Origin of the sequence: Bacillus sp. CCNWLW194 (assembly GCF_037120585.1) — a bacterium.
GTDB classification, from domain to species: Bacteria; Bacillota; Bacilli; order Bacillales; family Bacillaceae_G; genus Bacillus_A; species Bacillus_A basilensis.
In genome coordinates, this window is sequence record NZ_JBBBBL010000001.1 from 380,415 (window position 1) to 392,352 (window position 11,938).

13 protein-coding genes are annotated in these 11,938 nt (G+C 35.5%); 10 read left to right on the forward strand and 3 right to left on the reverse strand.

The window, feature by feature from the left end; genetic code table 11:
- Nucleotides 1–169: 169 nt before the first annotated feature.
- Together rsmD and coaD are read left to right on the forward strand one after the other, a co-directional pair.
- On the forward strand, nucleotides 170–736 hold the full coding sequence (gene rsmD / locus V7S50_RS02190; RefSeq protein WP_242252053.1) for a 16S rRNA (guanine(966)-N(2))-methyltransferase RsmD: 567 nt from the start codon (nucleotides 170–172) through the stop codon (nucleotides 734–736).
- On the forward strand, nucleotides 733–1,224 hold the full coding sequence (gene coaD, locus V7S50_RS02195; RefSeq protein WP_000200598.1) for a pantetheine-phosphate adenylyltransferase: 492 nt from the start codon (nucleotides 733–735) through the stop codon (nucleotides 1,222–1,224). Before rsmD ends, coaD begins: the two co-directional genes overlap by 4 nt.
- Here coaD and ylbJ read toward each other — a convergent pair.
- A complete protein-coding gene (gene ylbJ / locus V7S50_RS02200) occupies nucleotides 1,216–2,445 on the reverse strand; it encodes a sporulation integral membrane protein YlbJ (RefSeq protein WP_242252052.1) in 1,230 nt (409 codons plus the stop codon). The genes coaD and ylbJ overlap by 9 nt on opposite strands.
- Before the next feature lie 113 nt (nucleotides 2,446–2,558).
- Between ylbJ and V7S50_RS02205 the strand changes: the two genes are divergently transcribed.
- On the forward strand, nucleotides 2,559–3,350 hold the full coding sequence (locus V7S50_RS02205) for a patatin-like phospholipase family protein (protein ID WP_063221185.1): 792 nt from the start codon (nucleotides 2,559–2,561) through the stop codon (nucleotides 3,348–3,350).
- Nucleotides 3,343–4,368, forward strand: a complete 1,026-nt coding sequence (locus tag V7S50_RS02210; RefSeq protein WP_242252051.1) for a SepM family pheromone-processing serine protease — start codon at nucleotides 3,343–3,345, stop codon at nucleotides 4,366–4,368. The genes V7S50_RS02205 and V7S50_RS02210 overlap by 8 nt, the downstream gene beginning before the upstream one ends.
- A gap of 25 nt (nucleotides 4,369–4,393) precedes the next feature.
- Here V7S50_RS02210 and V7S50_RS02215 read toward each other — a convergent pair whose 3' ends face one another.
- Entirely contained in the window at nucleotides 4,394–5,635 is a 1,242-nt protein-coding gene (locus V7S50_RS02215) for a nucleotidyltransferase (RefSeq protein WP_286676875.1), read from the reverse strand.
- A 153-nt stretch (nucleotides 5,636–5,788) separates the two neighbouring features.
- On the opposite strand from V7S50_RS02215, the gene V7S50_RS02220 reads away from it, so the two are divergent.
- The 3 genes from V7S50_RS02220 (at nucleotide 5,789) to V7S50_RS02230 (ending at nucleotide 7,160) form a co-directional block, all read left to right on the forward strand.
- Nucleotides 5,789–6,289: a YceD family protein gene (locus V7S50_RS02220; RefSeq protein WP_000872144.1), complete on the forward strand. Its 501-nt coding sequence runs from the start codon at nucleotides 5,789–5,791 to the stop codon at nucleotides 6,287–6,289.
- A 61-nt stretch (nucleotides 6,290–6,350) separates the two neighbouring features.
- A complete protein-coding gene (gene rpmF / locus V7S50_RS02225; RefSeq protein ID WP_001984764.1) occupies nucleotides 6,351–6,524 on the forward strand; it encodes a 50S ribosomal protein L32 in 174 nt (57 codons plus the stop codon).
- 129 nt (nucleotides 6,525–6,653) lie between these two features.
- The gene (locus V7S50_RS02230; RefSeq protein ID WP_242252049.1) at nucleotides 6,654–7,160 is read left to right on the forward strand and encodes an RsfA family transcriptional regulator; all 507 of its coding nucleotides are present in this window, start codon (nucleotides 6,654–6,656) and stop codon (nucleotides 7,158–7,160) included.
- Between the two features lie 34 nt (nucleotides 7,161–7,194).
- Here V7S50_RS02230 and V7S50_RS02235 read toward each other — a convergent pair whose 3' ends face one another.
- Nucleotides 7,195–7,668 carry an N-acetyltransferase gene (locus tag V7S50_RS02235; protein ID WP_063221181.1) on the reverse strand — a complete coding sequence of 158 codons (474 nt, stop codon included), beginning with the start codon at nucleotides 7,666–7,668 and terminating at the stop codon, nucleotides 7,195–7,197.
- Nucleotides 7,669–8,043: 375 nt separating this feature from the next.
- Here V7S50_RS02235 and panE point away from each other — a divergent pair, with 375 nt between their 5' ends.
- From panE to rsmH, 3 genes are all read left to right on the forward strand, one after another.
- Nucleotides 8,044–8,934, forward strand: coding sequence for a 2-dehydropantoate 2-reductase (gene panE / locus V7S50_RS02240; protein ID WP_242252048.1), 891 nt, complete (start codon nucleotides 8,044–8,046; stop codon nucleotides 8,932–8,934).
- Between the two features lie 79 nt (nucleotides 8,935–9,013).
- Nucleotides 9,014–10,630: a bacillithiol biosynthesis cysteine-adding enzyme BshC gene (gene bshC, locus V7S50_RS02245; protein WP_098555028.1), complete on the forward strand. Its 1,617-nt coding sequence runs from the start codon at nucleotides 9,014–9,016 to the stop codon at nucleotides 10,628–10,630.
- A 368-nt stretch (nucleotides 10,631–10,998) separates the two neighbouring features.
- Complete coding sequence (gene rsmH, locus V7S50_RS02250) at nucleotides 10,999–11,931, forward strand: 16S rRNA (cytosine(1402)-N(4))-methyltransferase RsmH (RefSeq protein WP_063221179.1); 933 nt, start codon at nucleotides 10,999–11,001, stop codon at nucleotides 11,929–11,931.
- Nucleotides 11,932–11,938 lie beyond the last annotated feature (7 nt).

Sequence of the window (11,938 nt, forward strand, 5' to 3'; positions counted from 1 at the left end):
TAGCGAATGGTGAGATGAATACATAAAAATGCAGAGCGGTTATTTTAAGCTAAGTTCTCTTAGTGTTCGTTGAAAGATGAACAGACTAGTATGGTTTGGTAGCGGTTACTGAATGGAGAAGGGTTTTCTATAATTGCTCGTTAGATTGAAATAAAGGTAGTGACAACAGATGAGAGTAGTTTCAGGAAAATGTAAAGGGCACCCACTTAAAGCGGTGCCAGGTAATACAACACGTCCAACGACAGATAAAGTAAAAGAATCAATTTTTAATATGATAGGTCCTTATTTTGATGGTGGTACTGCTCTTGATTTATTTGGGGGTAGTGGTGGTCTTGGAATCGAAGCGATAAGTAGAGGGATTGATAAAGCAATCTTTGTTGATCGAGATAATAAAGCGATAAAAGTCATTAATCAAAATTTAGAAAGTTGCAGAATACAGGAACAAGCTGAAGTATATCGAAATGATGCAGAGCGTGCGGTCAAAGCGCTCATAAAGCGTGAAATGTCATTCGACCTTATACTAATAGATCCTCCATATAAAGATCAAAAAATTGTATCTTTAATTAGTGTGATGGATCAACATGGATTGCTACATAGAGATGGATTAATTATGTCAGAGCACGGTAATGATGTGGTTTTACCTGATTCTATAGGTGATCTTGTAAAAGTAAGAGCTGAAAATTATGGGATTACAGCAATATCGATTTATAAGTATGAAGGTGAGGAGACAGAATGACAAGTATAGCTATTTCTTCAGGGAGTTTTGATCCAATTACCCTTGGACATCTGGATATTATTAAAAGGGGAGCGAAAGTGTTTGATGAAGTGTACGTAGTCGTTTTAAACAATTCATCAAAAAAACCGTTCTTTTCGGTTGAAGAACGCCTAGATTTAATTCGTGAAGCAACAAAGGATATCCCGAATGTAAAAGTAGATTCACATAGTGGACTATTAGTGGAGTATGCAAAAATGCGTAATGCAAACGCGATTTTACGTGGGTTGCGAGCGGTTTCTGATTTTGAATATGAGATGCAAATTACTTCTATGAATCGAAAATTAGATGAAAACATTGAAACATTTTTCATTATGACAAACAACCAATATTCATTTTTAAGCTCGAGCATTGTGAAAGAAGTTGCGAGATATGGAGGAAGCGTAGTAGATCTTGTGCCTCCTGTTGTAGAACGTGCTTTAAAAGAAAAGTTTCAAACCCCGTTAAAGTGAACGGGGTTTTTCTTTGTGGCTACGAAAAAATAATAAGATAACATATACATATAAACAAAATAATGTAAATATCGGTCCATAGTGTACAAAAGATGTCCAAATTTCATGTAGTATAGAAGAATGATTCGATAAAAAGACGGGGATATCTTTTTGAATAGGTGAAAAAGAGCTTACTTTTTCATAAAATGGTTTCCAAAATATAAAAGTAAAAATAGGGGCAAGAATACTTTGGATAATTCGTGCGAAAAAATAGGGCTTAAATCGGATATCTGTTTCAGCTAATATGCTAGCAACTTGTGCCTGAATAGAAAGGCCACTAAATGCTAAAATAAAGCTTGTTACCATAGCTTGCTGCAGGAGGGGTGTTTCATTTATTTGACTAATCATTTGGCTTCCGAGAGTCATTTCAAAAATGCCAGATAATATCGGAATACTAAATTCGGTAGTTAGTTGGAAGAATGATAAAATATGTTGCATAATAAAAGAGAGGGCTGCTGTAATATGAAATACAGTAATCATTTTATTTAAAACAGAGAATAAAATAATAAATCCACCAATCATAAGTAGCGTTTGAATAGAAGAAACGATAGCGTCCCCAAGTAATTTTCCTATTGGCCTTTTTTCTTGCATGCGTGTCTCGTGTAGGATTGAAAAAGGGTTTTGAAAAGGGCGTTTTTTAGTAGTATGTTTATCATTCTTGGAAATTTTGTTATTGCCGTAAAAACGCATCAGTAACCCAACGGCAAAGTTACTTAAATAATGTGCAGCAGCTAATACGATTCCTAATTTTGGATTATTGAAAAAACCGATAGAAACAGCTCCAAAAATAAAAAGTGGATTAGATGAGTTTGTAAAAGATACGAGGCGCTCTGCTTCGATTTGTGTTAGTTGATTGCTTTTACGCAGTCTAGCGCTTAATTTGGCGCCAGCAGGGAATCCTGAAGCCATTCCCATTGCCCAAACAAATCCACCTATCCCTGGAACGCGAAAAAGTGGTCGCATGAGTGGTTCTAATATAACTCCTATAAATTTTACAACACCAATACTAATTAGAAGTTCCGCAATGATGAAAAAAGGTAAAAGTGAAGGGAATACAACTTCCCACCATATATTTAACCCTCGAATGGAAGATTGCAAAGCAGCTTGGGGGTGGAGTACAAGAGAAAAGGTTAAAAACAATGTTGATATGGTAAGGAAAGCCGTTTTCCATTTTTCATACATGTAAGTAAATCCCCCTTTGTCCCAAAAAACGTTCATTTCAGTATACGTGGATACGTAGTGAATTTAGACCATAAGTATGAAAAAGGAATGAAAAAAATTAAAGGGTGAGAAAAATGAAAGAACCGAAAATTGGCTTAGCTCTTGGATCTGGGGGCGCAAAAGGGTTTGCTCATATTGGTGTTATAAAAGTTTTAAGAGAAAATGGTATACCGATTCACATGATTGCAGGAAGTAGTATGGGGGCTTTAGTAGGTACATTTTATGCAGCGAGCTCAAACGTTGAAAGACTGTATAAACTGGCAAATGTTTTTAAGAGGAAATATTATTTAGACTTTACGGTTCCGAAAATGGGATTTATTGCTGGAAAACGTGTCAAAGATATGATTAAAATGTTTACATATAATAAAAATTTAGAAGAGTTAGATATCCCGACGGCTGTTGTGGCTACTGACATCTTGAAGGGGGAAAAAGTAGTTTTTACAAGTGGTCCTGTTGCAGAGGCGGTGAGAGCTAGCATATCTGTACCTGGAGTGTTTGTACCAGAGAAAATAGATGGACGGTTATTGGTGGATGGCGGAGTGATTGATCGCATTCCAGTATCGGTTGTGAAAGAGTTAGGTGCCGATATTGTAATTGCTGTTGATGTATCCCCAATTGAAGTAAATGGAGAGGTTACGTCTATTTATGATGTGATTATGCAGAGTATTGAAATTATGCAACATGAGCTTGTGATGAATCGGCAAATTGCATCTGATTTAATGATGCGACCAGCTGTAGAACAGTTTAGTTCACGTGCTTTTACAAACATTGAAGACATTATTCGAGTTGGAGAGGTAGAAGCAGAAAAACATGTTGCAAATATTTATTTATTAATTGAGCAGTGGAAGGAGAAACATAATGTTTAAGCGTTTTCGGTTTATATATGCAATTTTAATAGGGGTTATATTGGCGATGTTACTTGTTTACGTACGCCTGCCGTATTATGTAACAAAACCAGGAATGGCTGCCAAACTAGAGCCTTACGTTCAAGTTGAGGGGGGAACAAAAGAATCTGGTGATTTTATGCTTGTTACGGTTTCAATGGGACCGGCAAATGTAGTGAATTTAATAGCGGCACAGTTTAATAAATATACACATATTTCGAAAGCGGAAGAAATATTGCAAAAAGGTGAGAGTGATGAAGAATATCAATTCCGCCAAAATTATGCGATGAAAGATTCGCAAAATGCAGCGATCTATAATGCTTATAAACGTGCAAATCGTACTGTTTCTTTTGAAAATCAAGGTGTATTGGTTGCTGGTGTAGCGAAAGGGATGCCGTCAGAAGGAAAGCTTAAACTTGGAGATGTTATCATAGCTGTTGACGGAAAAGCATTTGAAAAAACAGAGCAATTTATTGAATATATGAAAGGGAAAAAGGAAGGAGACACAGTAAATATTGAGTACAAGAGGAATGGAAAACAATTAAAAGAAAATTTAAATGTAAAGAACATTCCAAATGGAAATGGACGTGTTGGTATAGGTGTTTCTATCGTTACGGAAAGAGAATTAGTGGTAGATCCGAAAGTGAAAATTGATTCTCATGAAATAGGCGGACCATCGGCAGGCCTAATGTTTACATTAGAAATATATAATCAACTTGTGGAAGAAGATTTAACAAGAGGGCATGAAATAGCTGGAACAGGTACGATTAATGAAAAAGGAGAAATTGGCCCAATTGGTGGTATTCAGCAAAAAGTAGTTGCCGCAAGTGACGCTGGTGCTGAAGTGTTCTTTGCACCAAATGAAAAAGGTGCGGAGAAATCGAATTATAAAGATGCGCTTGAGGCTGCGAAAGATATTAAAACAAAAATGAAAGTTGTGCCAGTTGATACACTGGATGATGCATTGAAGTATTTGGAAAAAATGGGTGGGAAAAAATAAACCTCTCTGAAAAAGAGAGGTTTTTTTATAGGAATTTTGCAGTTGTTTCATCATAACGAATTGGATGATGTGTTGCATCTTGTTTTAGTAGTTGTGTTCGTAATGGTTCTTGCATGATGGAGAAATATACAGAATTGGCTTTTCGCTCTATGTGTAAAGTAGGATGATCAAATGTTTTTGTATGGGTAAGGATTGGGAGCCCTATTTTTTTCTTGTTTTTTGAAAGGTAAGTTTGTCCTTTTTGTGACATGCCTAGTAGACGAATGTACGGTGCATGCTGTTCTATATTTGCGCTATGTATTTCTTCTTTTGTTGTATTTGTTAAAATGTGTGTACAAGCTCTTTGTAATCTAGTCCACGTATAACGTTTCGTTTTTAATGCTTCCATAAATGAATGAAAGGAGGAGCTGGTTTGTATTTTTGATAAAATACGATGCTCTAAACCTTCCTCTATTTCATATATATGTCGTAAGTCCCCTGGAGACATCGTCATGAGTTTGTATTTAAAAAATGAAAAGTATTGTTCCCAATTATGTAATATACCGTAGTTTTGTTTGTAACTTGCTAAAAGAGAAGCAGTCGCTTTTGGGATAAAAGGCTCAATTTCTGTAAAGGAACTATTTTCGCTAAAAAGTTGTTTGCGAATACTTGTTGCACTTGCAATATGTTGGTCGTTAAATGTTTCATCATGATAATGAGATGCGAATCTTTTTATCGTTTGTGTCTGCATAGAACTATTTTGCATCAGAATTGCTTTCATGTATTGGAAGCCTAAAATATTATTCGGTTGTGACATATCTATGTTTTTTTCAGAAGGTAAAATGTGTAGAAAAGCTTCAGAAGTAGCCTTTGCGTAACTATTACCTGCGTTCATAAATTGCTTTACAAGACGATTAAAAGTCTCTTCTTCATTTTGTTGCACAGAGATGGTGTTATAAAAATTTTCGATTTGTCCATCTTCACTACCGAAACAAATTTCAGAAACGTGCAGGGCGTTTAAAATAGAAATAGCACCATTTGCAAAGGTTTCAGCCTTTTGTGTTGAAAAGGCATATGGAAGCTCTACAACAAGGTCTACACCGCATGCTAAGGCCATTTTGGTGCGATACCATTTGGATATGAGTGCCGGCTCACCACGCTGCAAAAAAGGGCCACTCATAACAGCGATTGTAATATCAGATTGTGTTAACTTTTTTGTTTGTTGCACATGATAATCATGACCGTTATGAAAAGGGTTATATTCAACAATAATACCACTGGCTTTTATGGGAATCTCTCCTTTCGATGTAGCATCTTTTTGGAAAACGTGATACTCTATATATTATTTACTATGATGACTTCATTATAGTGTAAAGAAAAAACATTGACAAATATAAAATGGCTAGCTATAATTTTGTTTGTTGCCTTGAGGTGATATGATATGAAATGGTCCATCCATCAATTGAATAAATTGAGAAATAAAGGATTGACACTGGATGAGATGGTAGATGTAAGTGAGCTAAAAGAGGTCGAGAAAGATATTCGTGAAATTAATCCTGTTCATGTAACAGGAAGAGTTGATTTTGGCTCCGGCAAGTTTACGTTCCATCTACATATAACTGGAAGCATGGTTTTACCATGTTCTCGCTCTTTAGTAGATGTGACATTACCATTTGACATTAAAACAACTGAGGTGTTCCAAACTTCACAAGAAGAATTTGAAACTGAAGCTGAAATTCATTGTTTAGAAGGAGAAGTACTTGACTTACTGCCCGTAATCAAGGAAAATATACTTTTGGAGATTCCAATGCAAATTTTCAGTGATGATGTTTCTGGTGGAGCACCGATGCAAGGTCAAGACTGGCAAGTGATTTCGGAAGAAAACAAAGAAAAGACTGTTGATCCAAGATTGGCAGGACTTGCGAAGTTTTTTGACAAATAATCGGAAGACTGGTTCAGGCCTTCATATGAAAATAACTATTTCTTTTAAGGAGGTGGGAAGAATGGCTGTACCTTTTAGAAGAACTTCTAAAACAGTAAAAAGAAAGCGTCGTACGCATTTCAAATTATCAGTACCTGGTATGGTAGAGTGCCCAAGCTGTGGTGAAGCGAAATTAGCTCACCGTGTATGTAAAGCATGCGGTACTTACAAAGGTAAAGAAGTAATCAGCAAGTAATTGCGGGAAAATAAACGTAGAAGATATCTTCTACGTTTATTTTTTTTGTCTTATTCTTTATTTGTTGTATTCTATCTTTTCTAGTAACTGCATATGCTTAATAAAAAATGCATAGGGAGGACTAGAGAGATGGCGACAACAAGACAAGATGCTTGGACTGATGATGAAGATTTGCTTCTGGCAGAAGTAGTACTCCGGCATATTCAAGAAGGCGGAACGCAATTATCTGCCTTTAAAGAAGTGGGAAGACATTTATCTCGTACACCAGCAGCATGTGGCTTTAGGTGGAATTCTTATGTTAGAAAGCAATACAAAGAACGTATTGAAGAAGCGAAGCAACTGCGTAAAGTAGAAAATTATGAAGTGAAAGAGACGAAGGTATTGGAGCCTACGTCAATTACATTAAATGATGTTATTGATTTCTTGCAAAATTATAAAGATGAAAACTCTTTAATGGTGTTGCAACAGCAAATTGAATCGTTACAAACAGAGAAAGAGCGTCTTTTGGAGCGATTATCAGTATATGAGGAAGAATATAGAACATTGCTCGATTATATTGATCAAAAAAGAAGTGTAATAGTAGCAGAAAGAAATAGTGTTCGGTCAAATGGGAAATTAGAGAAGTTAAAGAAATAAAAAAACAGCTGCTATGTAGCTGTTTTTTTATTTCTTATGCAGATTCTTCATTTGTAACCGCATTCAAATTTGTTTCTGGTTGCCAAACATAAAAATCACCATCAGGTACTGATATAGGTTGGAAATTTAATTTATCCCAAAAACCAGCTGAATGGATACGTGCAATCGTTTTAATCGGGAATTGTAGCCCCTTCGCATAATTTACAAGCATTTCTCCGAATCCTTGTTTTTGGAAAGTTGGTAACACTTCAAGTTTATAGAGTTCTAGGTAAGTACCTGTAATTTCGAATGGTTCCCCGCCGTTCCTTTTCATATATAAACTCATACGTGCAATTAGTGATCCACCATAATAAATACCGTAAAATGGAGATTCACTATCGTTTTCGATAATGTTTGCTTGTAATTCTTCTAACATGGATAGTTCTTGAGCTCCGCAACCTTTAAATTTTTTAAATTCGTCTAATGTTTTATAATTGATGAGCAAGCGCTCAACTTTTGGGAATCCCATAACATCACATCCTTTTCTTGTCTCGTTGAATGCAGAAAAGTAAAAATATTTATAATTATATTATAACTCATTTTTTTATTTTTATGAAGATGATAGTATATTTCTTTTATTATTTTTTTGAGGATTTGTTAAACTAAGAGTAGAAGCATATTAATAAGTAGTATATACATATTGAAAGATGAGATTGCATTTGTTTAGTAAAGAGCAATGAAGTTGTAAACTGTGTTAATGTAATTTAGGAAGATAAAGTAAAACTTTCATAGGTGGAATTTGTTTGTCCTTAGTTAAATTATTATTCCGCACCAAGTGGACGTTTGCGTGATAAAAAGGGGGAGGGAAAGGGACTTATATATCGTGTTCATATGAGTTCCTTGTGTGAAAATGAAAATCGGAGTTGTGGGACCAGGAGCTATCGGTCTATTGTATGCATTTTATTTACAAAAAAGTAATCAAGATGTTACGTTGTTTACAAGGACAGCTAAACAGGCTGAGGAATTGAATGCAACGGGTATAACTTGTATTAGGGAGGGGAAACGTGAAACGGTATTCCCACCTGTTTTATCAATAGAAAGCATGCTAGACCAGCAGCTAGATTATATATTTATTGCTGTTAAGCAATATCATATAACTGACATACTACCTTTTGTACGAGGGGAATCCTCATTAATCTTTTTACAAAACGGAATGTCGCACCTTCATGCTATGCAGGAAATAGGGAATGAAAATATTGCAGTTGGAATTGTAGAGCATGGTGCAAAAAAAGAAGAAAGACATACCGTTTATCATACAGGGATAGGTGTAACGAAGTTTGGAATCGTGCACGGCCGGTCTATACATTTTGAAAAAATATTTAATTGCTTTCCTTTTTCTCATTTTCCGATTCGAATAGAAGATGATTGGAAGGATGTTATGCATAAAAAATTAGTAGTTAATGTATGTATCAATCCGTTGACAGCATTATTACAAGTCCAGAACGGAGAGCTGATTACGAACCCATTTTTTCATCGGATGATGGAGCAAGTGTTTCAGGAAGTCGTTTTTCTTGTTAAAGAAGAAAAAGAAATGGTGTGGGAAATGGTACGTCACGTATGTGAAAGAACGTCTCATAATACATCGTCTATGCTAGCGGATGTAAGAGCGAATAGACAAACGGAAATTGGTGCGATTGTTGGATATGTATTAGAAGAAGCTAAGAAACAACAACAATCCGTTCCGACACTTCAATTTTTATTCGATGCAATAAAAGGATTAGAAGTAAAAGTATAAGTGTAATTCTTTGCTTTTACGTGAAACATTGACTACAATGTGGATTGGTGAGAGAACAGGATACGAAAGGAAGAATTATATGGAGATAAAAGAAATCTCTGTTCCGCAACAAGGTGTTGTAGCGGACTATATGAACGGTAAAAAAGAGATACAGTCGTGTTTTGATTATATGTTAACAGAAGATGCTTTTAAACAACGTGTACAAGATTTGCGTGAGAGGGAGTTTTTCCGCCAAGATTTAGTAGCGCATTTATTAGAATATAATACAAAATTACAAGCGGGAGAAGCTACAATTCAAAATGTAAAAGCGCTTGGAGATGAAAATACATATGTTGTTATAGCTGGACAACAAGCCGGGTTATTAACTGGACCACTTTATACAATTCATAAAATTATTTCAGTTTTACAGCTTGCGAGGGAAAAGGAAGAAAGTTTAGGTGTTAAAGTTGTTCCTGTTTTCTGGATTGCTGGTGAAGACCATGATATGGATGAAATTAATCATACTTTTGTAACGAAGAATAAAAAAATAAAAAAGACTATTTTTCATGATCGTAATCCGAAAAAAGCGAGTGCTTCAGAGTCCGAGCTTTCTCTGGAAGACTGTAGAAAGTGGATTGAAGAAATTTTCAAAACATACCCTGAAACGAATTTTACAAAGGATGTACTGCAATTTATTGATGATTCTTTAGGGAAATCGAATACGTATGTAGATTTCTTTGCTCATCTTATTATGCAAATGTTCGTGAATTCTGGTTTAATTCTTGTCGATTCGCATCATCCAGAATTAAGAAAATTAGAATTGCCGTTTTTCAAACAGATTGTAGGTAAGTATAAAGAAGTGCAAGAGGGGCTTCATAACCAACAGGAAGTAATTAAAGAATTAGGATATAAACCGATTATTGAAACGAAGTCTAATGCAGTGCATATATTCATGGAAATTGATGACGAGCGAGTGTTACTTGAAGACGATCAAGGGAAGTTTGTTGGGAAAGATGGAGCGTATTCCTTTTCGTATGAAGAATTGATTGAAGAGATGGAAAGAAGCCCGGAACGTTTTAGTAATAATGTTGTAACGCGCCCCCTTATGCAAGAGTATGTATTCCCTACGCTGGCGTTTATTGGAGGTCCGGGGGAATTAGCTTATTGGAGTGAATTGCAACAAGTCTTCCATACTATCGGTTTCCGAATGCCACCTGTCGTTCCGCGTATTACAATCACTTATATAGAGAGGGATATAGCGACAGATTTACACGATTTACAATTGCAAGAGAGTGATCCGTTTGTAAATAACATAGATAATTTGCGTGAAAACTGGCTATCTAATCAAATAGAGGAACCGATAGATGAACGATTTGTAGAGGCGAAAAAAGAAATAATGGATATTCATGCGTCATTACAACAGTTTGTGAAGAAAATAGATCCGGGGTTAAGTGGGTTTGCAGGGAAAAATGAATTCAAAATTAATGAACAAATTGAGCTGTTGGAAAGAATGTTGAAAAGAAATGTTGAGAAAAAACATGAAGTACAGCTAAATAAATTCCGCCGCATACAATTTGCACTTCGTCCATTAGAAGCGCCGCAAGAGCGAGTGTGGAATGTATGTTACTATTTAAATCAGTTCGGTTTGGATTTCATTGATCGTGTAATGGAAAAAACGTTTTCTTGGGATGGAAAACATCATGTGATAAAACTATAGAATCTTGCTCTTCGGAGCAGGATTTTATTTTTATCTCGTTGAATTTACTGTGAAGTGAAATTTTTCTGAATTATCAATCTGAAAATGGTGAATATCGTAATTATGCAGGATACTTAAATATATGACAAAATAGCACAAAATGTAAACGTATTATTATCTTTTTCGACAGTTTTTTGTTTAAATTCCCGCAAAAGATGATAAAATTTAGTATATAATAAAAGAAAATAGCGATTTGTATAGTATGCTGCCTTTGTAGGCAAGTTAAATGAGTCGTTCTTTCATAGTATGTCGTTCTCTAATCGTGAAATATGCGTTTAGAGGAGGAGATGCATTCAACATAATTAATTGGAAAAAGAGTAGGTGCAACAATGTTTAAACACGTAACAGTGCTTTTGAAGGAAACAGTAGACGGCTTAGATATAAAGCCAGATGGTACATATGTAGATTGTACACTGGGGGGAGGAGGACATAGTTCTTATTTATTATCCCAATTAACTGAAGGTGGAAAATTAATCGCGTTTGATCAAGATGAGATAGCAATTCAAAATGCGAAAGAAAAATTTTCTTCATACGGTGAGCAATTCATAACAGTAAAGAGTAATTTTCGTTATTTATCTGAAAAACTACACGAATTAGGTATAACAGAAGTAGACGGTATTTTATTTGATTTAGGAGTTTCATCTCCACAATTAGATACACCAGAGCGTGGCTTTAGCTATCATCATGATGCACCGTTAGATATGCGAATGGATCAAGATGCCCCATTAACAGCATATGATGTTGTAAATAGCTGGTCATATGAACAACTTGTAAGAATTTTCTTCCAGTATGGGGAAGAGAAATTTTCAAAACAAATAGCAAGAAAAATTGAAGCATATCGTGAGAATAAAGCTATTGAAACGACAGGGGAATTAGTAGAACTAATTAAAGAGGGGATTCCAGCTCCTGCTCGTAGAACGGGCGGACATCCTGCGAAGCGAGTGTTCCAAGCAATCCGTATTGCTGTAAATGATGAATTGAAAGTATTTGAGGAAGCGTTGGAATCTGCAATTGAGATGGTTAAGCCAGGTGGAAGGGTTAGTGTTATAACATTCCATTCTTTAGAAGATCGTATTTGTAAAACAACGTTTAAGAGAAATAGTACAACGCCACAATTGCCGCCAGGATTACCAATTATTCCTGATGAATTTAAACCGAAATTAAAGCTTATTACAAGAAAACCGATTTTACCTTCTGATATAGAGTTAGAAGAAAATAATCGAGCGCGTTCTGCGAAATTGAGAATCGCTGAAAAACGATAAAAAGGGG

Excerpts from the sequence above, each read along its gene's own strand:
- rsmD (WP_242252053.1), top strand. The coding sequence starts at position 170 with ATGAGAGTAGTTTCAGGAAAATGTAAAGGGCACCCACTTAAAGCGGTG.
- coaD (WP_000200598.1), top strand. The coding sequence starts at position 733 with ATGACAAGTATAGCTATTTCTTCAGGGAGTTTTGATCCAATTACCCTT.
- ylbJ (WP_242252052.1), bottom strand. The coding sequence starts at position 2,445 with ATGTATGAAAAATGGAAAACGGCTTTCCTTACCATATCAACATTGTTT.
- V7S50_RS02205 (WP_063221185.1), top strand. The coding sequence starts at position 2,559 with ATGAAAGAACCGAAAATTGGCTTAGCTCTTGGATCTGGGGGCGCAAAA.
- V7S50_RS02210 (WP_242252051.1), top strand. The coding sequence starts at position 3,343 with ATGTTTAAGCGTTTTCGGTTTATATATGCAATTTTAATAGGGGTTATA.
- V7S50_RS02220 (WP_000872144.1), top strand. The coding sequence starts at position 5,789 with ATGAAATGGTCCATCCATCAATTGAATAAATTGAGAAATAAAGGATTG.
- rpmF (WP_001984764.1), top strand. The coding sequence starts at position 6,351 with ATGGCTGTACCTTTTAGAAGAACTTCTAAAACAGTAAAAAGAAAGCGT.
- V7S50_RS02230 (WP_242252049.1), top strand. The coding sequence starts at position 6,654 with ATGGCGACAACAAGACAAGATGCTTGGACTGATGATGAAGATTTGCTT.
- V7S50_RS02235 (WP_063221181.1), bottom strand. The coding sequence starts at position 7,668 with ATGGGATTCCCAAAAGTTGAGCGCTTGCTCATCAATTATAAAACATTA.
- bshC (WP_098555028.1), top strand. The coding sequence starts at position 9,014 with ATGGAGATAAAAGAAATCTCTGTTCCGCAACAAGGTGTTGTAGCGGAC.
- rsmH (WP_063221179.1), top strand. The coding sequence starts at position 10,999 with ATGTTTAAACACGTAACAGTGCTTTTGAAGGAAACAGTAGACGGCTTA.